Raw genomic sequence first — 24010 nt, 5'->3', positions numbered from 1 at the left:
AGCCTTGGTTGGTATTCATATACTGATGCCTGTCTTGAGTATGAGGGCTTATCGAATCCCCGCGCGCAAAAATGATTGCACAAACTGACGCTGAAAGAGCAGAAAAGCGATTAACAACGGCGCAATGCTAAGGAGCGTGGCCGCGCTGACCGTCGCCCAATTAACTCCTGTTTCGGGAGCAGAGAATACGCCCAAGCCGACGGTTAATGGGCGGCTTTCCACTGAATTGGTCACTACCAGCGGCCACAAAAAGTTGTTCCAGTGATGGCTGATGGACACCAACCCATAGGCCAGGTACGTAGGCTTGGCCAAGGGCACGTAGACCTTCCAGAGAATTTCCAGCCAGTTGCAGCCTTCGATACGCGCAGCATCTTCAAGCTCCCGAGGAATGGTCTTGAACGTCTGGCGCAACAGGAAAATACCAAAGGCGCTGGCTACATAAGGCAGGCCAATACCGGTGATGGTGTTGATTAACCCCAGCTCGCTGGCAATACGGTAGTTTTCCACAATCAACACTTCGGGAAATACGAATAGCTGAATCAGCACCAGCATAAACAGCAGGTTTTTACCCGGAATGGGAAAGCGTGCAAAGGCAAATGCCGCCAGCGTACACACCACAAACTGAGCGAGTACTACGCCTGTCACCAAAGCAAAGGTGTTTAGGTAATAGCGGCCAAAGGGCGCCTGTGACCAGGCGTTAACGAAGTTATCTAGTGTCAGCGGGGCAAACAGATCAAAGCGCACCATAAATTCGCTGGGATGGAAGGCAGCCCAAAAAGCGTACAGCAGCGGGAAAATCCAAATCACTGCCAATAGCCACGCCGCCACGGTTTCAAGCGATGGAATGGATAGTTGGCGTGATCGAGACGTCGAGTTCCTGGTGTTCGAATGTGTTGTGGTTGAACTCATTGGTAATGCGTCCTGCGGTCTAGAATCGTGAACTTCAGCGTGGCAATCACCGCAAGTACCAGCAGAATCACCACCGTAATGGTGGCCGCCGTGGTGCGATCAAAAAACGAGAACGCATTTTCGTAGACATAATACAGCAGCAGATTGGTCGCATTATTGGGGCCGCCCTTGGTCAGAATAAACAGATGGTCAACGACGCGTACCGCATTGATTAATGCGTTGATCAGCACAAACAGCGTGGTCGGCATTAAGAGTGGAAAGGTCACTCGCCAGAAGAAGCTCCAGCGGCTGGTGCCTTCAAGGTCGGAGGCTTCTTTCAACTCAGGCGGAATGCCTTGAAGTGCGGCGAGATAAAAAATCATAAAAAAGCCGGCTTCTTTCCAAATCGACATCACGATCACCGAACCCAGCGCCACGCTCGGGTCGCCCAGCCAATTCACCCCGGAAAACCCCAGCGCCCCGAGCAACTTGTTAAACAGGCCAATTTGCGGGGCATAGAAAAACATCCAGATATTGGCCGCGGCAATCATGGGCAAAATAGTCGGTGTGAAGTAGGCCATACGCACAAGGCCGCGCCCCGGCAGCTTGCCGTTAACGAACAGCGCCATGCCTAGCGCCAGGGCAATGGAGGTAGGGATCGTGCCTAGCGCGTAGATCAAGTTATTGCGCGCTACCTTCCAAAATTTGGGGTCATCGAACAGAAACCGGTAATTCTCAAACCCTACGAACTCTGTTGGAGCACCACGAAAGCCAGGGAGAAACAGGCTGTTAATCACGGTCGTAATAGTGGGCAGATACGCAAAAGCGGCTAACAGCACCGCAGCTGGAAGTAACAGCAATGCGCCATACATCTGCATTTTGTGGTGGGCGGTTAATGCCATGGGTAACTACCGCAAGTGAAGAAAAGCCGGGGCGAACCCCGGCGAATGGGCAAGGAAAGGCTTAACGTGCGTAACGACGCAGTATGGCGTCCGCTTCCCGCTGGGCTTGGTTAAGCGCGGCTTCCGGTTCCATCTGACCGGTTAACGCTGCCTGAACGGCGTTATCCAGCGTGCGGCGAATGCGGCCACCCTGGTAGGTGGAAAGCTCGGCAGTACCGTATTCCAGCTGGTCACGGGCAACGGCGGCGGGCGGGAAACTCTCCACGTATTCGCGTAGCGCATCGGTCTCGTAAGCGGCCGGGCTAACGCCCATGTAGCCCGTTTCAATCGACCAGTCGGCGGCGCGTTCCGGTGCGGTCATCCAGCGAATAAACGTCATTGCAGCGCGCTGCTCTTCTTCAGAGGCATTTTTAAAGATGTAGAAGTTGCCGCCGCCGGTGGGACTGCCGCGCTGGGTGTTCATGGGCAGCATGGCGACGCCGAAATCAAAACCGGCCTCGTTGCGCACGGCAGTCAGGTTGCCGGTGGTGTGCCACATCATGGCGGTGGACTGCTCGATAAAGTTCTGACGCAGCGTGCCCCACTCAATGGTGCCGTCCGGCATGGCGTTATGTTCGGTCGCCAATGACACCCAGTATTCAAGGGCTTCAACTGCAGCGGGATCATCAAAATAGACCTCGGTGCCGTCTTCACTCATCAAACGGTGGCCGTTCTGAAACGCGAACGCCTGGAACATCCAGTACGGGTAGCCGGTAGACGGCACCATCACGCCCCATTGGTCACCGTTGGAGGCTTCGCGAATCGTCGACGCCATATCGGCCATTTCCTGCCAGTTTTCCGGCGGAGTTTCAGGGTCTAAACCGGCTGCTTCAAAGGCGTCCTTGTTCCAGAACAGCACAATGGTGGAGCGCTGGAAAGGAATGCCGTAGGTATTGCCATCCAACTGGCCGTTTTCCATCAGGCCGGGGTAGAAGCTGTCGAGCCATTCGCGCTCTTCATCGGTTTCGACCAGGTCATCGAATGCCACAATGGCGTCCTGCTCGATCAGTTCGTAAAGGTCGATGGAGAACATCACCGATAGCTGCGGCGTATCGCCTGACTCAATCGCCGACATCGTGCGCACGCGGGTGTCGTCGTAGTTGCCGGCGTAGATGGCTTCTACCGAGATATCGGGATGCTCGCTCTCAAACTCATCGACGAGATTATCGATCACGTCCGTCAGGGCGCCGCCGACCGATATGGGGTAGTACATGGTCAGGTCAACGGGATCAGCGCTTGCCTGGGCGGCGCTTAATAGTCCGGCCACCAGGGCTGTGGTCGCAAAAGGGATACGCAAACGCATAAAAGACTCCACGAACATTAATGTTGGAAAGAGCCCACCACGGGTGGACGGGGGATTGATCGGTGTGTAGACGACAGTAGAGTCGGCGTCAGGTCATGACGCCGCAGCCCATCGGTACCAAACAGGTGGGCACTTTCCGCCGTCCAATGCAGGCGGCACGCTTGGCCGGTTAGCGCATGCTTGCCGCTTAGCCGAACCCGAAGGGTATGGGTGCCTACGGTGACGTGAGCGATCGTATCGGCGCCCAAATACTCCTCGCTAAGTACGGTGGCCGGAACGCCAGGCTCTGATGCCGGGCGTAGCTCAATATCTTCCGGGCGAATGCCTAACTGCCCGCCAGCAGCTTCTAGCGGCGCGACCGTGGTGGTCGGTTCGCCGTCGATAACCGCACCCTGATCGCCTTTTACAAGTGGCAGCAAGTTCATGGCAGGACTCCCTATAAAGCTAGCGGCAAAGGCGCTGGCAGGCTGGTTATAAAGCTCGTCAGGCGTACCGTCTTGGACGATGCGGCCGTGCTGCATCAGAATCACGCGATCCCCCATGCTCATGGCTTCGACCTGATCGTGGGTTACGTAAATGACAGTCATGTTCAGGCGGCTCTGAAGCGCCTTGATCTCCCGGCGCATATCGCTGCGTAGCCGCGCATCCAGGTTGGAGAGCGGCTCATCCATCAAACAGATCGGGTGCTCTGAAATAATCGAGCGGGCAAGCGCCACCCGCTGGCGCTGGCCGCCGGAAAGCTGGGCCGGTTTACGGTCCAGGTAGTCGGTAAGATCGACAAGCTCGGCCACCTTGGCCAGCCGCTCACGCTGTTCAGCCTTGGGCACCTTACGGCTGCGCAAGCCAAATACGATATTGTCGGCAACGCTTAAATGCGGGAACAGCGCATAGGATTGAAACACCATGCTTAAGCCGCGGTCACCCGGCGGCAGGCGTGTCACATCGCGCTCACCGATATGGATCTGCCCGTCGCTTGCCTCTTCCAGGCCCGCAATCATGCGCAGCGTGGTGGATTTTCCGCAGCCCGAAGGGCCCAGCAGAATGACAAACTGACCAGGCGTTACGTCAAAGGAAATGCTATCGACAGCGGTCGTCGCGTCCCAACGCTTGGTGACGCGATCCAAGCGGATTCGCGATTGCTCCATAACACTCATCACCAGCTGTTGGTTATTGTTGGTCAGCTTGCGTTGAAGGTGTGTCAGTTGTGTGACGCCTATATGTCGAAGTTGTGTCAGGTAATGGTTATATAGCTCTCTTGGCTAAAGACCACAACGTGGCAGGAAAACATAACCTTTATTATGGCTTGAGAGCCGAGGCGGGCATCGCATAACGCCGAGTCGATTTACCCGCTTTCACCACCTGCCCCGGTACCTCATGGCCGATAAGCTCGGGGAGGGTGGCGGCGACGTCAAGCAGGGCCTCCAGGTCAACACCAGTGTCCACGCCCATGGCTTCAAACATATGCACTAGGTCCTCGGTACACACGTTGCCGGTGGCGCCGGGGGCGAAGGGACAGCCGCCCAGGCCACCGAGTGCGGCGTCAAAGCGGGTAATGCCTGCTTGCCACGCCGCCAGCGCGTTCGCCAGGCCCATGCCGCGGGTGTTGTGAAAATGCAGGGTGAACGGCATTTCGGGCCATCGCTTAAGCACGGCATCACACAGGCGTTTGACCTGAGCAGGGTTGGCCATGCCGGTGGTATCGCACAACGTTACCCCTTGAATGCCTAGCGCAATCAGCTTTTCGACCAGCTCCAGCACTCGCGCTTCGGGCACCTCACCTTCGAAGGGGCAGCCAAACGTGGTGGAGAGGGAGGCGTTGATAAACACGCCGCTGCCTTGAGTCACGTCCAAGATAGCCGCGAACTGCTCAAGCGACTGCTCCGGCGTCATGCGCAGGTTGGCTAGGCCGTGGCTATCGCTTGCCGACATCACTAGGTTGATCTCATCGACGTTGCAGGCAAGCGCGCGTTCGGCACCTTTTACGTTGGGTACCAGCACGGTGATGTCTACGCCTTCCCGGCGCTGAATGCCGGTAACCACGTCGGCGGCATCGCGCAGGTTGGGAATCGCCTTGGGGGAAGTAAACGACGTCGCTTCGATGCGTTTAAGACCCGTGGAGGAGAGTGCGTCAATCCAGCGGATTTTGTCTTCGGTAGGTACAAAACGCGACTCGATTTGCAGGCCGTCACGCGGGGCCACTTCGTTGATCTCGATTCTCAAAGGGCAGGTTGATAACTGGCTCATAACAAACTCCTTAAATGATGCCTGCTTGGCGCAGTTTGGCGCGAGTTTCCTGATCGATACCCAGCTCGTCCAATACGTCGTCGGTATGCTGACCAAGCGCTGGGCCGCCATTGCCCAAACGTCCAGGCGTGGCGCTTAGCTTGGGCAGTACGCCGGGAACCTTGAGCGGCTGGCCATTGGGGCGGGTAAAGGTTTGAATCATCTCCCGCGCCAGGTAGTGGGGGTCAAAGGCGATATCTTCAGCGGTGTAGGGGTAGCCTGCGGGTACTCGGGCATCATCCAGGGCCTGTAGAATGGCATCGCGCGGGCGCTCTAGTGTCCAGGCTTCAATGGCTGCGTCAATCATGGCGGCTTGCCGGCTGCGCCCGTCGTTATGGGCAAGCGCTGGGTCATTGGCTAAATCTTCTCGGCCAATCACGCCCATCAAGCGTTTGAAGATGCTGTCACCATTGCCCGCGATAAGCACATAGTCGCCGTTCAGGCAGCGGTAGGCGTTGGATGGCGTAATGCCGGGAAGGGCACTGCCGCTGGGCTCGCGGACCTGGCCGCTGGCATCGAATTCCGGCAGCAGGCTTTCCATCATCGCGAACACTGACTCGTAAAGCGCGACATCGATCTCCTGGCCCAGGCCGCTGCGGTTACGCTCCTGAAGGGCCAGCAAGGTGCCGATCACCGCGTAGAGCGCGGAAAGCGAGTCGCCGATACTCACGCCCACTCGCACGGATGGCTCATCCGGCTGGCCGGTAAGGTAACGCAGCCCGCCCATCGCTTCACCAATCACGCCAAAACCGGGCTTGTCGCGGTAGGGGCCTGTCTGTCCGTAACCCGAAATATGCACCATGATCAGCCGCGGGTTCAGGGTAGATAACGCTTCCCAACCCAGCCCCCAGCTTTCCAGCGTGCCGGGGCGGAAATTCTCCACGACAATGTCTGCCTCGGCGGCAAGCTGGCGCACCAGTGCCTGGCCCTCTTCGCTACGTAAATCCAGCGCTACTGAGCGCTTGTTGCGGGTCTGCACATGCCACCAGAGCGAGGTGCCGTCTTCGATCATTCGCCATTTGCGAAGTGGATCGCCGGCACCAGGCGGCTCGATCTTAATCACATCAGCACCAAATTCACCCAGCAGTTTGGTGGCAAAAGGGCCGGCGATCAGCTGGCCTAACTCAAGCACTTTTAGGCCCTGCAAGGGGAGCTGGCGCGCCTCAGGAGCATTCATCAAGGTTCTCCTCTACTTATCGTTATTCGCAGTGAGCGCCAGCATGGGGCAGCCGTTTAGGGTCGACAATTAGGCAATGGGTAACAAAGGGTTCGTGGCTGGCGAAGGTATGCGCTAGCATGAGCAGATTGTTGGTTAAAGGATGTGATCATGCGCCGCTTCGACTTTGTCACCCTTAAGCTGTTTATTTCTGTGGCAGACGAAGGACGCCTGACGGCCGCGGCCGAACGTGAGCATCTTGCCCTTGCCGCGGTAAGCAAACGGATTAGCGACCTGGAGGCGCTGGTAGGGACTACGCTGCTGTATCGCCGCCCTAGAGGCGTTGAGCTGACTCCCGCCGGGCAGGCATTTTTGCACCATGCCCGACGTATCATGGATAATATTGAGCGTCTGGAAGCGGAGCTAAGTGAATATGGCGAAGGGGTGCGCGGTCACGTGCGTATCCACTCCAACACCTCAGCAATTATTGCGTTTCTCCCTCAGGATCTCAGCACCTTCTCCCGCCACTACCCCGATATTAAAATTGACCTGCAGGAACGGGTGAGTAGTGAAATTGTGACCGCCGTACGCGATGGATTGACCGATATCGGCATCTTCGCAGGGCACGTCGCAGCACCTGACCTTCAGAAGCTTTCGTACCGGCATGACCGGCTGGTATTGGTGACGCCTGGCAATCACCCGCTGGCAGAGCGTGAAAGCATTGCCTTCAATGAAGCGCTCGACTTCGATTTTATCGGCCTCCAGCAAGATGCCTCGCTGCAAGCGCTGCTGCATGAACAAGCCAATTTCGCTGATAAAGCGCTGCGTATGCGTATTCAGGTACGTAGCTTCGACGCCATTTGCCGCATGATTAATCACGGTATGGGCGTGGGCATACTGCCGGAACAAACCATCTATCGCGAACTGGGGGATCTGGAGTTGAAAAGCATTCCGCTTAGCGACCCCTGGGCGCAACGTGAGTTGGTGATCGGTATGCGCCGCTATGCCACGCTACCGGCCACTGCCCGCCATTTAGTGGATCACTTAGTTAAAGATGAAACGACGCCTTTTTAAACGCCATATATACCTTTCGGCTTCGCGTTTGAAGAATGCTCGTCCACGTGATGAACCCTCCATTACAGGCCGATCCCTGAATAAACCTGGCTAGCGACTGCCGGTGTTTCTTCATCTTTAGTCGTATGCTGATTCGTGGAAGCGTTCAAACGCCCGTTATCATGGGGTTTCTGGCCATCGTATTTGACGAAGCCTGACTTCTCGAACGTCGATTTGAGCGTATCGGCGGCTTGTTTCAAGATCGATAGGGACAACATCGCAACATCCTGCCTATAACGACAAATTGAGAGAGTACATCTCATGCAAAAATCACTGCTTGCCACGCTCACCGCGTTAGGCATTTTAGCGGTTGCTCCCTTCGCGCTGGCCAACCCGATTGAAATTCAAGTTAACAACACCATGAGTGAAGGCGGCTCTGAAAGTGCTGCGGTTGAGCGCTTTGCGGAGTACCTGGAAGAGCAGGCGCCGGGGCGCTTCAACGTACGGCCTTTCCTGGCAGGCTCTTTGGGCGGTGAAGATTCCGTACTGGAGCTGCTCAACCTGGGCCAAACCCAGCTTTCACTCACCGGTGGCAACTGGCGCCAGCAATACGCACCGGAATACGACGCCATTACCGTGCCCTTCCTGTTCACGACCTGGGATGAGGTGGATAACTATATCGATAGCCCATCAGGGCAAACCCTGATCGAACAGGCGGAACAGCAGGGCGGCCTCAAGTTTCTGGGTGTTCAACATCGCGGGCCGCGCCATATGACGGCCAATAAAGAGATTCGTACGCCGGACGACCTTCAGGGCTTTCGCCTGCGCCTTCCATCACTGCCAATTTGGCTGGAAGTCTGGCAAGAGGTAGGTGCCCAGGTGGTTAACGTTCCCGCCCCGGAAATCTATCTCGCCATGCAGACCCGCCAGGTCGATGGCCATGAAAACTCCCTGTCTTCACCCTATACCCGGCGTTTGTGGGAAGTGCAGGACTACCTCATCACCACCAGCCACGTGCAGTTCCCGTGGAGCTGGGTCGCTAGTGCGCGCTGGTGGGAGGGGCTGGATGAAGAAGATCAGGCCCTGATCACTGAAGCGGTTGATGTCGCGCGAGCACATGGCACCGAGCAGGAGCGCGAACTGGATGATTTCTACCTGGGTGCACTTCAGGAAGAGGGCATGACGGTTGTTGAACCAGATATTGAAGCCTTCCGCGAAGCGGCCATGCCCGCCATTGATCGTGTGCTGTCAGAAATGGCCGACGGTGTACGCGACGACGCTATCAGCGCGAGCCAAGTAAGCGACTGATCATCATCAGGTGGCGGCATTATGATGCCGCCACCGTCTTAGGTAAGGAGTTATCTTGTGGATGGAGCACTGCCACCCGCAAACGGAGCCGATCGTTTGGCTTTTTACGTGCTGCGCTATGTGACCCGCTTTTGCGATGCCGTAGGCGTTGCGCTACTGGTCGGCATTTTAGGGTTGATCGTGATCGCCGTGGTTGCCCGCGATCTGTTGAACTGGGGCATGCCCTGGACCGAGGAAGTCGTCTCGCTGTTAGCCATTTACGCCATTGGTTTCGGCTCGATCTCCGCTTGGGTACGCAGCGACCATCTGGTCGTGGATCTGTTTAGCCATCGACTGAGTGCGCTGGGCCATCAAGTGCAGTATCGGCTGACGGCTATTATCTCCGTCGGTTTTTTTGTACTAGCCAGCTGGGGCGCCTGGATCATGTCTGATATGAGCGCCAACAATAAAACAGTCTCGTTAAGTATCAGTTTTTCCTATCTCTATTACGGCTTGTTATTCAGTTTTGTTGCCATGGCGCTGATCGCCACCTGGCAAACCTTACGTGGCCCCGTCACGTGGTTGAATAAACCCGCGCACGAGGAGATAACGTCATGATGGAACTTGCGATATTCGTCGGTGGGCTGCTGTTCTTAATGATGATTGGCCTGCCCGTGGTGGTGTCGATTGGGGTTACCTCTTTTATTGCGCTGGCGGTAACCGGGGCCGGCGGCTTGCCGGTTGAGCTGCTTTCACTGCGCATGGTGCAAACGCTTAATAATTTCACCTTGATGGCGATTCCGCTGTTTATCCTGGCAGCCAACATCATGAACCTGGGTTCGACCACGACCCGGATATTTGATTTTGCGACGGCTCTGGTGGGTTTTACCAAAGGCGGGCTGGGCCACGCCAACGTGGTGGCGAGTTCTATCTTTGCCACTATGTCCGGCACTGCGGTGGCCGATGCCGCCGGGCTTGGCAGTATCGAAATCAAGGCGATGAAAGAGCGCGGCTATGCGCTCGACTACACGACCGGGATTACCGCGGCTTCGAGTGTGGTGGGCCCTATTCTGCCACCGAGCATTGCGCTGGTGGTTTACGGCTGGCTCGCTAATGTGAGTATCGGTGGGCTCTTCATGGCAGGGCTGCTGCCAGGTATTTTAATGGCACTCCTGCTGATGGGCATGACCGTATTACTTGGCGCCACAGGCAAAGTCGTGATGCCTGCTCCCGTACCCTTTGATGCAGGTGAGGTCGTTCGGACCGGCAAGCGGGCCATTTTACCTTTGATGATGCCCGCGATAATCGTGGGTGGTATCTGGGGTGGCTTCTTCACACCAACAGAAGCTGGCGCGATCGCTTCGCTGTATGCGGTGATATTGGGCGGCGTTATCTATCGCGATCTGAGCTGGAAGAGTCTGTATGACGCGTTTCGCCGTACGCTGATGTTCAGTGCGGTCATTCTATTGATCATTGCGGTATCAAGCTTCTATGGCTGGATTCTGGTGCGTATCGGCATTCCCCAGGCGTTAGCCGGTCAAGTGGCCAGTATCGATATGCCCACTATTGCACTACTGATCTGTTTTGCGCTGTTCTTCCTGCTGATCGGCTGCTTTATGTCGGTCATTGAAAGCATTTTGATTTTTACCCCTATTGTGGTGCCTGCCGCGCTGAGTGCTGGGCTGGACCCGGTGCATTTCGGTATCGTGATGGTGATTACCCTGTCGGTCGGGGTTATTACGCCGCCGTTCGGCACGGTGCTGTTCATGATGGTGGGCATTACCCGGCTGCGTTACGGCCAAGTGGTCAAGGCGGTGCTGCCGTTTTTGCTGCCTATTATCGCGACCATTTTATTGTTGATTGCTGTGCCGGGGTTGGCCACCTGGCTGCCTGGGGTGATGGGCTACTGAAAGATTGCTGAATAGTGATAAACGTACACCGCCCCGCAGGGTTAACCTGCGGGGCGGTGTACGTTTACGATGGATACTTTTAGGTAGAAGGGTTAGGCAGAATGCGCCCTGGATTCATCAGACCTTTTGGGTCGAACAGGGATTTAACGCCGCTAAGCAACTCCCGCTCGATAGGCGAAAGCCGCGCCAAATAGGCTGCCTGCTTGGTGCGCCCAATGCCGTGTTCGGCGCTGATGCTGCCGTGGAACTCGTCAAGCACGTCAAAAAGCTGCTCTTCCAAAGCGTACAGGTGGGCTTTTTTATCCACGTCAGGAAGCGCAGTGGGGGGCAGGATATTGAAGTGCAGATTGCCATCGCCCACATGCCCGTAAGCAATAATTTCGCACTCGGGAGAAGCGTTCATTACTACTTCACTGGCGCGAGTGACAAAGTCAGGAATGGCTGAGATAGGTATCGAAATATCGGTACGTAAATGCTCGCCGCGCCGCCTCTGACCTTCCAGCATGCTTTCACGAAACTGCCACAGCTGCGCGGATTGGGTAGCGCTGGATGCCAGCGCTCCATCGAGCACCAGGTCACGCGCCATACCGGTTTCCAGCAGTTGCTCCAGCATAGCGCCTAGATCCACCGGCCCTGTGGCCGCGACTTCCATCAGTACGTACCAGGGGTAAGCGCTTTCCAGCGGGTCGCGTAGCTCGGGCGTTGCCTCTATCGCAAGCTCAATGCAGCGACGGGGAATGAGCTCGAAGGCCGTGAGCAAATCACAGCAGTCGCGTCGCGCTAAACTATATAGATCGATCACCGCTTGTACCGATGGCAGGCCTAGCAGGGCGGTGCGGTTCTGGGTAGGGCGAGGAGTGAGTTTTAGCACGGCGCCAGTGACAATCCCCAAGGTACCTTCACTGCCCAGAAACAGCTGTTGAAGGTCGTAACCGCGGTTGTCCTTATGCAGAGCATTGAGGCTATCCAGAACGCGCCCATCAGGCAGCACGACCTCAAGGCCGAGCACCAGCTCGCGCATCATGCCGTAGCGCAGCACGTTAAGCCCGCCTGCGTTAGTGGCGATATTGCCGCCAATCTGACAGCTGCCCTGCGCGCCGAGCGAAAGCGGAAAGTCGCAGTCATGCTCCGTTGCGGCCAGTTTGACGTTTTCGAGAATACAGCCCGCATCCACCGTGATAGTGAAGTTGATGGGATCAATGGCGCGCACGTTATTCAGGCGTTCGAGACTGATCACCAGCTCCTGACCGCTTGCCGCGGGCAAGGCGCCTGCCACCAAGCCGCTGTGACCGCCCTGGGGCGTCATCGCGATACCTTGTGCGTAGCAGCGCCGAACAACTTCAGCGACTTCCGTTGTGTTTGCCGGGCGTGCCACGGCCAACGGCATACCTAGCGTGACGCCCGCCCAGTCGCTGACGTAGCGCGCCATGTCGCCTGGCTCGCGCAGCAGGCCACGCTCGCCAAGTAGGCTGGTGAGTTCATTTAGAAAGCTAGTAGTGTCTGTCATTGGGCTGCTTCCTGCCAGGCTGCTCCCTCGGGGTAACGATGCTGTGCCTGGGACTCGGCATGCATGGCAATGCTGTAGCCCGGTGCCTCGGGTACCTGATAGCGTCCATGGTTGATCACTACCGGGTCGATAAAGTGTTCGTGAAGATGGTCCACATACTCAAGCACGCGCCCTTCAAGCTCACCGGATACCGCGATGTAGTCAAACAGCGAGATGTGCTGGGTGTATTCACACAGCCCAACGCCGCCGCCATGCGGGCAAACCGGTACGTCGAATTTAGCAGCCATCAGCACGACTAGAATCACTTCGTTGAGCCCACCCAGACGGGCAGCGTCCAGCTGGCAGTAGTCAATAGCGTCTGCCTGAAAGAACTGCTTGAACATCACTTTGTTGTGGCAGTGTTCGCCGGTCGCGACCCCGATAGGCGCGACGCGGTGTCGGATTTCCGCGTGACCCAAAATATCGTCGGGGCTGGTGGGCTCTTCGATCCATAGGGGATCGAATTCAGCCAGCCGCCGCATTTTGGCCACCGTTTCGTCGACCTCCCACACCTGGTTGGCGTCCATCATCAGTACATTGTCCCAACCGATGACTTCACGCAGTAGCGCTGCCCGGCGGGCATCCTCTTCAATATCGCCGCCGATTTTTTGTTTAAAGTGAGTCCAGCCCTCTGCTAAAGCTTCCCGGGCCAGGCTGCGCACTTTTTCATCGCTGTAGCCAAGCCAGCCCGCTGAAGTGGTATAGCCGGGGTAGCCATCGCGGCGCATTTCGGCTTCACGCGCCGCTTTGCCGGGGGCCTGGCGGCGCAGCAGGCAAATTGCTTCTTCAGGCGTTAGCGCATCGGTAACAAAGCGGAAATCCAGGCAGCGCACCAGCTGCTCCGGGGTCATATCCACCAGCAGTTTCCATACCGGCTTGCCTTCGCGTTTTGCCCACATATCCCACACGGCGTTAACGATGGCGGCGGTGGCTAGGTGAATCGCACCTTTATCCGGCCCAATCCAGCGTAGCTGACTGTCGCCGGTAAGCTCGCGCCAAAACGTGCCCATATTCTCGGTAATTGAGGAAAGCGTGCGGCCTTCGATCAGTGGCGCTAATGAGTGGACAGCGGTGACCACAATCTCGTTGCCCCGGCCAATAGTAAAGGTTAAGCCATGACCTTCTGGGCTGCCGTCATCGGTATGCAGAATGACATAGGTGGCGGAGTAATCGGGTGCGGCATTCATGGCATCCGAGCCATCGAGCGAGCGTGAGGTGGGAAAACGAATATCCTGGATTTCAATGTGTGTAATTGTTGTCATTGCGTTCTCCTGGGGTGTGATTTAAGTAGTGAAAAGATCAGCGGCGGGCCAAGTGACGCATCAGTTCGCGAATGCCGTAGGTCCAGGGCGGCAGCTGATCGCTTCTGCCCACCGGGTTAACCAGGGAACCCAAGGTTGGGGTGGCAATAGTGACGCGATCACCGAGGTGGTGGGTAAAGCCCTGGCCTTTGCCATCGCGGTCTTTAATGGGTGAGAACATGGTGCCCAGAAACAGCATAAAACCATCAGGGTACTGGTGGTGGTCGCCGATGGTTTGGCTTACCAGATCCAGCGGGTCGCGGCTTATTTCACGCATATCGCTCTCGCCTTGAAGCAGAAAGTCGTCATCCTCACCTTCAATACGCAGTGAGACTTGGCAATTGCGCACGCTGTCGATAGTAAAGTGATCATCGAACAATCGAATAAACGGGCCGATGGAGCAGGAGGCGTTGTTATCTTTCGCTTTGCCAAGCAATAGTGCGCTGCGCCCTTCAACATCGCGCAAGTTGACATCATTGCCTAGAGTCGCACCACGTACCTGACCGCGGCTGTCCACGGCCAGCACGATTTCCGGCTCAGGATTATTCCACTGCGAGGACGCATGCAGCCCCACCGGTGTGCCAAAGCCTACCGAGGAAAGCGGCTGGGCTTTGGTAAACACTTCCGCGTCAGGGCCGATACCCACTTCCATATACTGTGACCAGCCACCGCGCGCCTGAAGCGCTGTTTTTAGCGCCATGGCTTCTTCAGACCCGGGGGCAATCCTGGAAAGATCGGTACCAATCAATGCCTGCAGGTCATCGCGCAGCGCAACGGCTTTAGCCGGGTCGCCGCCAGCCTGCTCTTCGATTACCCGCTCCAGCAAACTGACGGCGAAGGTGACGCCGCAGGCTTTAACAGCCTGAACATCGCAAGGGGCGAGCAGGTAGGGCGCTTGTGGTTGAGTCTGTTGGGAGTTTGTCAGCAGCGTCTCGATACTGCCCAAAGGAGTACCCTCTGCGCGCCGCACAACTTCTAGCACATCGTCGCGTTCCAGCAGGTCGGCCATGGTGGGGCCAAACTCGGTGATATCGATGATGTTGCCCTCGTGCACCGTGACCAATGCAGGGCCCGCGCGCGTGCCATCCAGCCATACGCGGCCCACGAGCAGGGCGTTATCCAGGTCGTTGGGAAGAGTGTCAGTTAGTGATAGTGGCTGCATGAGTGCCTCCTGATGGGCTGGCGACCGGCAGTTGATACCTTGTCGCCTATGTTTTTATAGACTGTTGTTACAGACGGTTGTTATAGAGGTTGTTCTGTATGACAGGTATACCAGAGCATGACTTACTCTAGCGTACCGCTACAATTCGGGTCGATAAGCAAATCTGTTTAGATGAAGGTGGTTGCGCAATTGAAGGCCACTAGCTAGGTTTTAAACTGCTGGTATGATACGTATACAGCAAGATGGTCAGTTACATCCGCTATTGCTACTCGCAAATAACCAACAATAAATCTAATGGTTGTGAGGAAAATAAGATGCGCTACAAAAGCCAATACCACCTAGCCATGTCTCGCCTGTTAACCGCTACGCTAATCGCTGCGGGTATCAGTGTGGCCGGTGCGGTACATGCCGCCGAGAACCTGCGTTTTGCCCACGTTTATGAAACGTCGGAACCTTTCCATAAATGGGCGCTGTGGGCGGCGGATGAAATTGAAGAGCGGACCGACGGACGCTACACCATGCAGGTATACGCAGCCTCTTCTTTGGGTAAAGAAGAAGACATTAATGAAGGGCTTGGGCTAGGCACGGTGGATGTTATCTATACCGGCACGCAGTTTGCTGGTCGCGGTTACGGGCCTATCGGCATTGCGGGGGCTGCGTATATGTTCCGTGATTTTGATCACTGGCAGGCCTTTGCTGACAGTGACCTGTTCCAGGAAATTGCCCAGGGCTACCAGAATGCCACCGGCAACGTCCCACTGGCGCTCAACTATTATGGCGAACGCCATGTAACATCGAATACGCCGATCAATACACCCGAGGATATGGCAGGCCTCAAGATACGTGTGCCCAACGCGCCGATGTACATGATGATGCCCAACGCGGTAGGCGCTAACCCCACCCCAATCGCTTTCGATGAAGTCTACCTGGCCCTGCAACAAGGCGTGGTCGACGCGCAGGAAAATCCGCTGCCGACCATTCGTGCCAAGGCCTTTCATGAGGTACAGGATTACATCAACCTGACCGGCCACATTACCGATTCGCTGATCACGATCGTAGGCGGTCCACGCTGGAACCAGCTAAGCGAAGAGGATCAGGAGATATTCCGCGAGGTGTTCCAGGAGGCCGCTGAGAGCAACACCCAGGATATCCTGCAGGCTGAGGAAGAGTTGGTCGCCTGGTTTGAGGAGCAGGGCAATACCATCAACGAAGTGGACCGCGACATCTTCCGTGAGGCCGTTGTGCCCGCCCATAACGGCAATGCCGCCACCTGGGATCAGGAAATCTACGATCGCCTACAGGCTATCGGCCAATAATCCAACCTCAGCGAGCACTTCGCTAACTTTTTGGCGAAGTGTCTGGAGTATTGTGCCATGAGTGACGCACGCGAAGATGCACCGCCCAGCATTGATCCAATGGTGGATTTTGAATCCGCCTTCGACGATGCCCCCTTCAAACTGAGTGATTATCGAATTGAAGACTTTGTGACCCTGACGCTGTTCTGGGCACTTATTCTGGTGGTATTCACTCAGTTTTTTAGCCGCTATGTGCTGGGCAGTTCTATCGGCTGGACTGAGGAAATTGCCCGTTATCTGCTGATCGGGGTTGGCTTTTTGGGCAGCGTAATGGCCGCCCGCAACGGTAGCCACATCATGGTGGAGTTCTTCTACCACTACATGCCGCCGTGGCAGGCGCGCTTACTGGAGCGCCTGGTGGGCCTGGTAAGCCTTGGCTTTTATATAGCAATGGCGTGGATCGCCTATCAGTTGGCGTCACGTACCAATAGCTTGATGGTGTCGGTCGACCTGCCCAAGAGCATCATCTATTTCACGGTCTGTGCGGCGTTTGTATTAATGGCGCTACGTACCATCCAGCGGCTTTATCTGAAGTACCGGGATCGTACCGATGTCGTTTGAGAAGTGGTTTCCCGTCACGCCATTTTTATCGAGAGGCCTGCCATGTCCCGAATTTCCATGATGCGCTGGCAAAAACCGCTAGTGTCGCCGCTGCTGTCGGCACTGGCCGTGCTGGGTTGCGTACTATTACCGCTGATGGGCTATGACCTCGGCTTCTTGTTTTTCGCCTTATTCACTATGTTGGTGCTCGGGGTTCCCATCGCGGTTAGCTTGGCGGGCGCCTGCTTGATGTTTGTACTGATCACAGGCCAGGTGCCCAACATCGTCATAGCGCACCGTATGATCAACGGTATCGACAGCTTCCCACTCCTGGCCATTCCGTTTTTTATCTTTGCTGGTAGCTTGATGAATAACGGTGGCATCACTGAGCGGATCTTCAATTTTGCCAAGGCCTTGATGGGCTGGATGCGCGGTGGGCTGGGGCACGTGAATGTGGGCGCCAGTATCGTGTTTTCTGGAATGTCAGGGGCGGCCGTGGCGGATGCCGGTGGCCTTGGCATGATTGAAGTGAAAGCGATGAAAGATGCGGGCTACGATGAGGAATTTGCGGTGGGTATTACCGCGGCCTCATCCACCATCGGGCCGATTATCCCGCCTAGTTTACCCATGGTCATTTACGGCGTCATGGCATCCGCCTCTGTGGGCCAACTGTTTGCAGCTGGGTTAATTCCTGGGTTGTTAATGGGGGTGATGTTAATGCTGATGATCTTTATCATCTCGCGCCGACGGGGCTATCAGCGTGACGCGGTATTTTCGATGCGCGTACTTGGGCATACCTTTAAGCGGGCTTTTCTATCACTAATGACGCCCGTCATTATCGTGGGCGGTATTATCACTGGCGCGTTTACCCCTACCGAGGCGGCGGTCGCCGCGGTGTTTTATGCGCTGATACTGGGTGTCGTGGTTTACCGCACACTGACCTGGCGGAAGTTGTTAAAAGTCAGTATGGAAACCATCGAGACAACCGCAGTCATTCTGTTCATTGTCTCTTCCGCATCGATATTTGCCTGGATACTCACTAGCAATCAGGTTACCCAGAACGTAATCGCCTTAATGGGGCCCTTTGCCGATAGCAAACTCGCCGTACTGGTGATGGCCAACATTGTACTCATCATTGTCGGCTGCTTTATGGAAACCATCGCGGCGATTACCATCTTGGTGCCGGTCCTATTGCCCATGGCGGTGGCCGTCGGGGTAGACCCCGTTCACTTTGGGGTGATTATGGTGCTCAACCTAATGATTGGCCTACTGACGCCACCGGTGGGGATGGTGCTCTACGTACTTTCCCGAGTATCCAATGTCAGCTTTGAGCGCTGCATGCGAGGAACCATTCCGTTCCTTATCCCTCTGGTGATCTGCTTGTTATTAGTGACCTTTATCCCAGCTATTTCTATGTGGCTTCCCACGCTGATATACCGTTGAGCACTACCGTGGCTGGTTGGCCGTCAACAACAATATTAAGACCTGGAGTATTGTTTAATGACTGATACGTCATTGGATTTTCGTGTTACCCGTGAGGATCTAACGCGCTTTATGCAAGCGGCACTTGTGGCTGCCGGTGCTAACCAAGCATCTGCCGATGCCGTGAGCCGCGCGCTGGTAACCGCCTCACGCATGGGCACCGACAGCCATGGGTTACGTCTATTACCGCATTATTTACAGGCGCTTAAAGGTGGACGTATTAACGGCGCGCCTGACATGGTGTTTCACCAGCGCTTGGCGGCAACGGGCTTTTTAAATGCCGATGATGGGCTAGGCCACCTGGCAGGCTACACCGCCATCGAGCATGCCATGGCGATGGCCGGCGAAGTGGGAATGGGAGCTGTGGCGGTCGGTAACTCATCGCACTTTGGGGCAGCGGGATGCTATGCGTTGGCGGCGGCCGAAAAGGGCTACCTGGGCATGGCGTTCTGTAACTCGGATCCGTTTGTACTGCTACACGATGGGGCCAAGCCCTTTCATGGCACCAACCCCATCGCCTTTGCGGCGCCAGTGGCGGGGGATGCGCCGTATTTGTTGGATATGGCGACCAGCTCGATTCCCTGGAATCGTGTGCAACAGTTCGGGGCGATTGGTCGTGAGTTGCCGGATCAAGTGGCCGCTGATGCGGGCGGAAAGGTAAGTCGCATACCTGGCGAGATTGCCGCATTGCTGCCGTTAGGCGGTAGTAGCTTTGGGTTTAAGGGTGCAGGGTTGGGCGGCATGGTAGAGATACTCAGCTCGATGCTCTCGGGAATGCAGCACGGTTTCAAACTTCTACCCATGGGCGGACCGGATATGTCGACGCCACGTGGCGTAGGGCATTTCTTTTTAGCGATGAAACCCGATGCGTTTGTGGAAGAAGGCACGTTTGCGCGCGGGTTGGCTGAATATTTAGCGGATCTCCGTGCCCAGCCTGCCACCCCAAATGCGCGGGTAATGGCGCCAGGTGATCGTGAATGGCGCTGCCAAGCGCAGCGCGATGTAGACGGCATTCCACTGGATTCTGCCAATCAGTCGGCCTATGCAGAGATCGCCAGGCAGTACCAGCTAGCGCCGCTATCTCGACTCGACTGAAGGCACAGTTGAAGGATCGCAACGGGAAATGCAGTAAAGTGGCGGTGAATTCCAGGTTAACCAGGAGTGACTGCCTATGAGCAGATACCGGATCGAGCGTAAAACGCTGTCTGAACAAGTCGCCGAACAGCTCGAGGCGGAGATTCTTGAGGGGCGGCTAAGTGAAAATGATCAATTGCCTTCAGAACGGGAATTGATGGAGCAGTTTGGTGTGGGCAGGCCCGCCGTGCGTGAAGCGCTGTTCCATTTGCAACAGCTTGGGCTAATCGCGATCAACAGCGGCACACGTGCCAGAGTGATTCGTCCTACCGCCGAAGCCGTCATGGCAAGGCTTTCTGGCGTCACACGACAATTGCTTTCCAAGCCTGATGGGCAGCAGTATTTTCAGGAAGCCCGGGCGATGTTTGAGATATCGCTGGCGCGTAATGCCGCACGCCACGCAAGCGATGAGGATTTGACGCGATTGCGCGATGCGCTGTCAGCCAATCGTGATGCCATTGGGGATGAGGCTCGCTTTAAACGCTCCGATAATGACTTCCATGGCGTATTGGCGAGTATCGGCCGCAACCCGATCTTTGACGCCATTCACGTAGCGCTTTCTGAATGGCTGGACGATCGACGTGCCCACGTGTTGCAGCAAAAGGACGAAGATAAGGCGGCCACTGCTGCTCATACTGAAATCATCGAAGCGATTGAATCCCGGGACCCTGATGCGGCCGAGGCGGCCATGCGGCGCCACCTCGACCGTCATTACGGTACCTATAGGCAGCTTAAAAAGCGCCTCTCGGATGCTTCTTAGCGTTACCGGTGCTAGCGCTCACGCTTGCCATCCTCCAACCGGGAAACGTTTAAAGGATTATCGTCGCGTAGCGCTTCAGGCAATAAGCCGGCAGGCAAGTCCTGGTAGCAGACCGGGCGCAGGAAGCGATAAATCGCGGCGCTGCCGACGGACGTGGTGCGGCTATCAGACGTTGCCGGGAAAGGCCCGCCATGCACCATCGCATGGCCAACTTCGACGCCCGTAGGCCAACCATTGGCCAGAAGGCGACCAGCGCGCTGCTCAAGCGTCGGCAGCAGCGCCTTAGCAGCGTCCAGGTCACCATCGTCCATTTGCAGGGTAATGGTCAATTGGCCTTCGAGTTGTTCGGCAATGCGCTGTATTTCATCGTTGTTCTGACACTCGACGACCAGCGAGGAAGCACCGAAGACTTCGCCTTGCAAGGCGTCATCAGCCAGGAAATCCTGGGCGCTGGCCACAAACAGCCCTGTTTGGCAGCTATGCAGGCCGTCACCTGCTTGGCCGCGCGCCACTTCCTTGACGTTGGAATGGCCCGAAAGGGTAGATATGCCATTTTGATAAGCTTCATGAATGCCGGGTGTCAGCATCGTTTGGGCACTACTGGCTTTAACGGCTTCCCCAGCAGCAGCGATAAAGGCATCCAAGTCAGCGCCTTTAAGGCCAATCACCAGGCCTGGGTTGGTGCAGAACTGGCCTGCGCCCATGTTCAGCGAAGCCACAAAACCTTCGGCAATCTTGTTGCCGCGTGCTTTCAGTGCCTCGGGGAACAGGAATACCGGGTTGATGCTGCTCATCTCGGCATAAACGGGAATCGGCTCGGGGCGGGCTTGAGCAGTCGCCATCAAGGCCATGCCGCCGCTACGCGAGCCCGTAAAGCCGACCGCTTTAATACGCGGGTCCGAGACCAGTGCCTGGCCAATATCGCGACCTGAACCGAACAGCAAAGAAAATACGCCTTCAGGCATTTCGCACTTGGCAACGGCGCGTTGAATGGCGCGGCCCACCAGCTCAGAAGTGCCGGGGTGGGCAGAATGCCCTTTCACGATCACAGGGCAGCCCGCTGCTAGTGCTGAGGCGGTATCGCCCCCCGCCACGCTGAAGGCCAGCGGGAAGTTGCTGGCGCCAAATACGGCCACGGGGCCGAGAGGAATCTGGCGCTGGCGTAAATCCGCACGTGGCATGGGTTGGCGCTCAGGCTGTGCTGGGTCGTGGCGCAGGTCTAACCATTCACCTGCGCGTACCACCGAAGCGAACAGCCGCAGCTGGCCGCACGTCCGACCGCGCTCGCCTTCAAGACGTGCTTCAGGCAGGCCAGTTTCCGCCACGCCGCGCTGGGTAAGGTCAGCACCAATCGCCTCAATCTCCTCGGCAATGGTTTCCAGGAAATGGGCGCGCGCTTCAAGGGAAGTTTCGCGGTACTGGTTGAATGCCGCTTCGGCAAGCTGGCAGGCTTTTTCAACCTCGGCGCGGCTGCCTCCGGGGTAGCGTGGCTCAAGTGTCTCGCCGGTGGCTGGGTTGACGGCATAAATATCGGCTTGAGAACCAGTGACGGCCTGTTGGCCGATCAGCAATGTACCTTGCAGTGTCATGTAGCCTCCTGTTAAAGCACGTTGATAGCGGTTGTTTCGTACTCGTGATTCGTTGGCATGCGCAGCGTATTACGTAGCGGGCGGCCAAAATCGTTAAGCGTAATCTCGAAACGATCGCCATCGCGGGTTTGGATCTGGTCGGCAAAGCTCAGCGTGGCGGTGCCGAAGAAATGGACGTGGACATCGCCAGGGCGGCGAAAGCCGGGGTACTTGAAGTGGTGGTACTCAAGGTTGGCGAGACTGTGGGCCATATTGGCCTCGCCCGTTAAAAACGGCTTTTCCCACAGCGTTTGGCCATCGCGTACGATACGGCTGGTACCTTCAAGGTGAGCAGGCAGTTCGCCGATCAGCAGTTCAGGACCGATGCTGCAGGCGCGCAGCTTGGAGTGCGCCAGCCACAGGTAGTTGAATCGCTCGGTAACGTGGTCGGAAAACTCGTTACCTACAGCGTAGCCGATCCGCCACGGCGTGCCATCATCAGCGACGATATAAAGCCCGGCAAGCTCAGGCTCTTCACCGGCATCCTGGGCAAACGCGGGGGAGGGCAACTCCGCTTCTGGCGCAACGATGCAGTCGCCATCACCTTTATAGAACCACTCCGGCTGTGACCCTTCGGTGCTATCTGAGGGCTTTCCACCTTCAACGCCGAGCTTGAACATACGCATGGAGTCGGTCAGCTCCTCCTCGGCCACCTGGGTTTTGGCATGCATGGCCGATCGTGTATCAGCGCTGCCCAAGTGAGTGAGGCCGGTGCCGGTTACCAGGCAGTGAGCGGGGTCAGGGTGAGTAAGCGGCGGCAACAGGCGTTGCTCGTCGATTAACGCCTGGTAATCAACCTGTGTGTCGCCGAGTCGAGATTTAATGGCTTGCTCAAGCGACTCCCCGGCGGCGATAGCCGCTTTGGCTAACGCATAGGTGCCGCCTTCGATCGTGATGGGGCGTACGGTCTGGGCATCTTCCACCAGAGCGACGTGGACTTGGTTCTGGTCGAGGTACTGAATCAAGCGCATATGATTCCCTTATATAATGTCGGTGATTAGTTGCCGCGCACAGCGGTGAGATCAGGTAGCCACGTCACAATGCCGGGGAAGGCGATCAAGATAACCAGCACCACCAGCAGGGCGGCGTAGTAGGGCAGCATGGCTTTAACCAGCTGTTCCATGGAGACCTTGCCTACCCCACAACCAACGTAAAGACAGGTGCCCACCGGCGGTGTTAAAAGACCGATACCCAGAATGAATGCCATGAGTACGCCGAAGTAGACCGGGTCGACGCCCACTGAAGTGACGATAGGCGTCAGCATCGGCGCCATGATCACCATGGCAGGGGTCAGGTCCATCACGAATCCTACTAGCAGCAGTAAGCCCGCAACGATCAACAGTAGTAAGAAGGGGTCCTGAGTGATGGCCTGAACCTGGGTAACCAGCGTTTGCGGCACCATGTTGATGGTCAGAAACCAGGCAATGACGGTGGCAAAGGCCAGCAGAAGCAAGACCATGCCGGTCAATCTAGCCGTACGAATCAACATGCCCCATAGCTCGCGGATGTGGAATTCGCGGTAGACCACCAGCGAGATAAACAGCGAGTAGAGCAGCGCGGCAACGGCCGCCTCAGTGGCGGTAAATACGCCACCAATAATCCCACCGATGACGATCACCGGCAGTACCAGGGCAAGCCAGGCTGCCTTGAACGCTTGCCACAGCACATCGAAACGGAACTTGCGGGTCTGCCCGGCGTGGCCGATGGTGGCCATGATGAAGGTTGTGGCCATGAGGCCGAAGCCAATCAATATCCCCGGCACGATACCGGCGATAAACAGGCGGCTAATGGAGGTTTCGGTCACGATGCCGAACAGAATCAGAGGTATAGACGGCGGAATGATAATGCCGATGACCGAGGAAACGGTATTGATCGCCGTGGCCTGCGGGGCGGTATAGCCCTGCTTGGTCATTGAGGGAATCATCATCGCACCGGTCGCGGCAGTATCGGCCACGGCAGAACCGCTAATGCCGCCGAAGAACATTGACCCGGTAATCGCAACCTGGCCCAAGCCACCGCGTACAAAACCGACCAAAGCCCCTGCAAGCTCCATTAAGCGACGGGCAATGCCGCCGTTGCTCATTACTTCGCCCACTAGAATAAAGAACGGTATGGCCAACAGTGGAAAGCTGTTTACCCCACGGATTGACTGCTCAATCATGATGGACAGAGGGATATCCGAAAGTAGCGCCATCACCACGGCCGCAACGCCCAGGCCAAAGGCGATGGGTAAGCCCAGGGCCAGCGAGGCGAACAGAATGCCTAGAAAAATCCATAGCAT

Annotated in this window: 22 protein-coding genes; 9 read left to right on the top strand and 13 right to left on the bottom strand. The window is 56.6% G+C overall.

The annotated features are described in order from the left end of the window. Positions 1 to 48: 48 nt before the first annotated feature. The 6 genes from ELY25_RS14900 to ELY25_RS14875 all read right to left on the bottom strand — a co-directional run bounded on the left by ELY25_RS14900 (position 49) and on the right by ELY25_RS14875 (position 6592). Positions 49 to 909, bottom strand: coding sequence for a carbohydrate ABC transporter permease (locus ELY25_RS14900; protein ID WP_126952056.1), 861 nt, complete (start codon positions 907 to 909; stop codon positions 49 to 51). Further along, on the bottom strand, positions 906 to 1790 hold the full coding sequence (locus tag ELY25_RS14895) for a carbohydrate ABC transporter permease (protein WP_126952055.1): 885 nt from the start codon (positions 1788 to 1790) through the stop codon (positions 906 to 908). The genes ELY25_RS14900 and ELY25_RS14895 overlap by 4 nt, the downstream gene beginning before the upstream one ends. 61 nt (positions 1791 to 1851) lie before the next feature. Next, on the bottom strand, positions 1852 to 3132 hold the full coding sequence (locus ELY25_RS14890) for an ABC transporter substrate-binding protein (protein ID WP_126952054.1): 1281 nt from the start codon (positions 3130 to 3132) through the stop codon (positions 1852 to 1854). A gap of 17 nt (positions 3133 to 3149) precedes the next feature. Beyond that, entirely contained in the window at positions 3150 to 4277 is a 1128-nt protein-coding gene (locus tag ELY25_RS14885; RefSeq protein WP_126952053.1) for an ABC transporter ATP-binding protein, read from the bottom strand. 151 nt (positions 4278 to 4428) lie between these two features. Beyond that, positions 4429 to 5376, bottom strand: a complete 948-nt coding sequence (locus tag ELY25_RS14880) for a hydroxymethylglutaryl-CoA lyase (protein ID WP_126952052.1) — start codon at positions 5374 to 5376, stop codon at positions 4429 to 4431. Between the two features lie 10 nt (positions 5377 to 5386). After that, positions 5387 to 6592: a CaiB/BaiF CoA transferase family protein gene (locus ELY25_RS14875; protein WP_126952051.1), complete on the bottom strand. Its 1206-nt coding sequence runs from the start codon at positions 6590 to 6592 to the stop codon at positions 5387 to 5389. Positions 6593 to 6742: 150 nt separating this feature from the next. Between ELY25_RS14875 and ELY25_RS14870 the strand changes: the two genes are divergently transcribed. Further along, positions 6743 to 7645, top strand: coding sequence for a LysR substrate-binding domain-containing protein (locus ELY25_RS14870; RefSeq protein WP_126952050.1), 903 nt, complete (start codon positions 6743 to 6745; stop codon positions 7643 to 7645). Between the two features lie 62 nt (positions 7646 to 7707). On the opposite strand, the gene ELY25_RS14865 is transcribed toward ELY25_RS14870, so the two are convergent. Then, positions 7708 to 7902, bottom strand: coding sequence for a hypothetical protein (locus ELY25_RS14865; protein WP_126952049.1), 195 nt, complete (start codon positions 7900 to 7902; stop codon positions 7708 to 7710). Between the two features lie 43 nt (positions 7903 to 7945). On the opposite strand from ELY25_RS14865, the gene ELY25_RS14860 reads away from it, so the two are divergent. The 3 genes from ELY25_RS14860 to ELY25_RS14850 are packed head-to-tail and all read left to right on the top strand — an operon-like array spanning position 7946 to position 10821. Continuing rightward, positions 7946 to 8932, top strand: a complete 987-nt coding sequence (locus ELY25_RS14860) for a TRAP transporter substrate-binding protein (protein ID WP_126952048.1) — start codon at positions 7946 to 7948, stop codon at positions 8930 to 8932. Between the two features lie 57 nt (positions 8933 to 8989). Further along, entirely contained in the window at positions 8990 to 9529 is a 540-nt protein-coding gene (locus tag ELY25_RS14855) for a TRAP transporter small permease (RefSeq protein WP_126952047.1), read from the top strand. Then, positions 9526 to 10821, top strand: a complete 1296-nt coding sequence (locus tag ELY25_RS14850; RefSeq protein WP_126952046.1) for a TRAP transporter large permease — start codon at positions 9526 to 9528, stop codon at positions 10819 to 10821. Before ELY25_RS14855 ends, ELY25_RS14850 begins: the two co-directional genes overlap by 4 nt. 79 nt (positions 10822 to 10900) lie before the next feature. Here ELY25_RS14850 and ELY25_RS14845 read toward each other — a convergent pair whose 3' ends face one another. From ELY25_RS14845 to ELY25_RS14835, 3 genes are read right to left on the bottom strand one after another with little or no spacing between them, the layout of a single operon-like run. Then, entirely contained in the window at positions 10901 to 12328 is a 1428-nt protein-coding gene (locus ELY25_RS14845; RefSeq protein WP_126952045.1) for an FAD-binding oxidoreductase, read from the bottom strand. Then, on the bottom strand, positions 12325 to 13629 hold the full coding sequence (locus tag ELY25_RS14840; RefSeq protein WP_126952044.1) for an L-fuconate dehydratase: 1305 nt from the start codon (positions 13627 to 13629) through the stop codon (positions 12325 to 12327). The genes ELY25_RS14845 and ELY25_RS14840 overlap by 4 nt, the downstream gene beginning before the upstream one ends. A 37-nt stretch (positions 13630 to 13666) precedes the next feature. After that, complete coding sequence (locus ELY25_RS14835; RefSeq protein ID WP_126952043.1) at positions 13667 to 14830, bottom strand: fumarylacetoacetate hydrolase family protein; 1164 nt, start codon at positions 14828 to 14830, stop codon at positions 13667 to 13669. A gap of 314 nt (positions 14831 to 15144) precedes the next feature. Here ELY25_RS14835 and ELY25_RS14830 point away from each other — a divergent pair, with 314 nt between their 5' ends. The 5 genes from ELY25_RS14830 (at position 15145) to nanR (ending at position 20101) form a co-directional block, all read left to right on the top strand. Next, on the top strand, positions 15145 to 16146 hold the full coding sequence (locus tag ELY25_RS14830; RefSeq protein WP_126952042.1) for a sialic acid TRAP transporter substrate-binding protein SiaP: 1002 nt from the start codon (positions 15145 to 15147) through the stop codon (positions 16144 to 16146). Positions 16147 to 16203: 57 nt separating this feature from the next. After that, positions 16204 to 16746 carry a TRAP transporter small permease gene (locus ELY25_RS14825; protein ID WP_126952041.1) on the top strand — a complete coding sequence of 181 codons (543 nt, stop codon included), beginning with the start codon at positions 16204 to 16206 and terminating at the stop codon, positions 16744 to 16746. Between the two features lie 42 nt (positions 16747 to 16788). After that, positions 16789 to 18168 (top strand): TRAP transporter large permease, encoded by a 1380-nt coding sequence (locus tag ELY25_RS14820; protein WP_126952040.1) that lies wholly within the window; start codon positions 16789 to 16791, stop codon positions 18166 to 18168. A gap of 57 nt (positions 18169 to 18225) precedes the next feature. Beyond that, positions 18226 to 19302, top strand: a complete 1077-nt coding sequence (locus ELY25_RS14815; RefSeq protein ID WP_126952039.1) for an Ldh family oxidoreductase — start codon at positions 18226 to 18228, stop codon at positions 19300 to 19302. Positions 19303 to 19378: 76 nt separating this feature from the next. After that, a complete protein-coding gene (nanR, locus tag ELY25_RS14810) occupies positions 19379 to 20101 on the top strand; it encodes a transcriptional regulator NanR (RefSeq protein WP_126952038.1) in 723 nt (240 codons plus the stop codon). Between the two features lie 11 nt (positions 20102 to 20112). On the opposite strand, the gene ELY25_RS14805 is transcribed toward nanR, so the two are convergent. Genes ELY25_RS14805 through ELY25_RS14795 form a run of 3 tightly spaced genes read right to left on the bottom strand, consistent with a single transcriptional unit; the run spans position 20113 to position 24010 of the window. After that, positions 20113 to 21690, bottom strand: coding sequence for an aldehyde dehydrogenase (NADP(+)) (locus ELY25_RS14805; protein WP_126952037.1), 1578 nt, complete (start codon positions 21688 to 21690; stop codon positions 20113 to 20115). Between the two features lie 11 nt (positions 21691 to 21701). After that, positions 21702 to 22700: an AraD1 family protein gene (araD1, locus tag ELY25_RS14800; RefSeq protein ID WP_126952036.1), complete on the bottom strand. Its 999-nt coding sequence runs from the start codon at positions 22698 to 22700 to the stop codon at positions 21702 to 21704. Between the two features lie 26 nt (positions 22701 to 22726). After that, positions 22727 to 24010 carry a TRAP transporter large permease gene (locus ELY25_RS14795; RefSeq protein ID WP_018917158.1) on the bottom strand — a complete coding sequence of 428 codons (1284 nt, stop codon included), beginning with the start codon at positions 24008 to 24010 and terminating at the stop codon, positions 22727 to 22729.

It is taken from the genome of Vreelandella populi (assembly GCF_003989825.1).
In the GTDB taxonomy this organism is placed as follows: Bacteria; Pseudomonadota; Gammaproteobacteria; order Pseudomonadales; family Halomonadaceae; genus Vreelandella; species Vreelandella populi.
Note: the sequence above shows the minus strand (reverse complement) of the source record. Positions and strands in the feature narration are given on the sequence as shown.

What these genes read in the sequence shown, in the direction of transcription:
- ELY25_RS14820 (WP_126952040.1), top strand. Translation starts at nt 16,789, where the DNA reads ATGTCCCGAATTTCCATGATGCGCTGGCAAAAACCGCTAGTGTCGCCG.
- ELY25_RS14895 (WP_126952055.1), bottom strand. Translation starts at nt 1,790, where the DNA reads ATGGCATTAACCGCCCACCACAAAATGCAGATGTATGGCGCATTGCTG.
- ELY25_RS14875 (WP_126952051.1), bottom strand. Translation starts at nt 6,592, where the DNA reads ATGAATGCTCCTGAGGCGCGCCAGCTCCCCTTGCAGGGCCTAAAAGTG.
- ELY25_RS14885 (WP_126952053.1), bottom strand. Translation starts at nt 4,277, where the DNA reads ATGGAGCAATCGCGAATCCGCTTGGATCGCGTCACCAAGCGTTGGGAC.
- araD1 (WP_126952036.1), bottom strand. Translation starts at nt 22,700, where the DNA reads ATGCGCTTGATTCAGTACCTCGACCAGAACCAAGTCCACGTCGCTCTG.
- ELY25_RS14880 (WP_126952052.1), bottom strand. Translation starts at nt 5,376, where the DNA reads ATGAGCCAGTTATCAACCTGCCCTTTGAGAATCGAGATCAACGAAGTG.
- ELY25_RS14835 (WP_126952043.1), bottom strand. Translation starts at nt 14,830, where the DNA reads ATGCAGCCACTATCACTAACTGACACTCTTCCCAACGACCTGGATAAC.
- ELY25_RS14795 (WP_018917158.1), bottom strand. Translation starts at nt 24,010, where the DNA reads ATGCTATGGATTTTTCTAGGCATTCTGTTCGCCTCGCTGGCCCTGGGC.
- ELY25_RS14890 (WP_126952054.1), bottom strand. Translation starts at nt 3,132, where the DNA reads ATGCGTTTGCGTATCCCTTTTGCGACCACAGCCCTGGTGGCCGGACTA.
- ELY25_RS14850 (WP_126952046.1), top strand. Translation starts at nt 9,526, where the DNA reads ATGATGGAACTTGCGATATTCGTCGGTGGGCTGCTGTTCTTAATGATG.
- ELY25_RS14865 (WP_126952049.1), bottom strand. Translation starts at nt 7,902, where the DNA reads ATGTTGTCCCTATCGATCTTGAAACAAGCCGCCGATACGCTCAAATCG.
- ELY25_RS14900 (WP_126952056.1), bottom strand. Translation starts at nt 909, where the DNA reads ATGAGTTCAACCACAACACATTCGAACACCAGGAACTCGACGTCTCGA.
- ELY25_RS14815 (WP_126952039.1), top strand. Translation starts at nt 18,226, where the DNA reads ATGACTGATACGTCATTGGATTTTCGTGTTACCCGTGAGGATCTAACG.
- ELY25_RS14825 (WP_126952041.1), top strand. Translation starts at nt 16,204, where the DNA reads ATGAGTGACGCACGCGAAGATGCACCGCCCAGCATTGATCCAATGGTG.
- ELY25_RS14805 (WP_126952037.1), bottom strand. Translation starts at nt 21,690, where the DNA reads ATGACACTGCAAGGTACATTGCTGATCGGCCAACAGGCCGTCACTGGT.
- nanR (WP_126952038.1), top strand. Translation starts at nt 19,379, where the DNA reads ATGAGCAGATACCGGATCGAGCGTAAAACGCTGTCTGAACAAGTCGCC.
- ELY25_RS14870 (WP_126952050.1), top strand. Translation starts at nt 6,743, where the DNA reads ATGCGCCGCTTCGACTTTGTCACCCTTAAGCTGTTTATTTCTGTGGCA.
- ELY25_RS14830 (WP_126952042.1), top strand. Translation starts at nt 15,145, where the DNA reads ATGCGCTACAAAAGCCAATACCACCTAGCCATGTCTCGCCTGTTAACC.
- ELY25_RS14840 (WP_126952044.1), bottom strand. Translation starts at nt 13,629, where the DNA reads ATGACAACAATTACACACATTGAAATCCAGGATATTCGTTTTCCCACC.
- ELY25_RS14860 (WP_126952048.1), top strand. Translation starts at nt 7,946, where the DNA reads ATGCAAAAATCACTGCTTGCCACGCTCACCGCGTTAGGCATTTTAGCG.
- ELY25_RS14845 (WP_126952045.1), bottom strand. Translation starts at nt 12,328, where the DNA reads ATGACAGACACTACTAGCTTTCTAAATGAACTCACCAGCCTACTTGGC.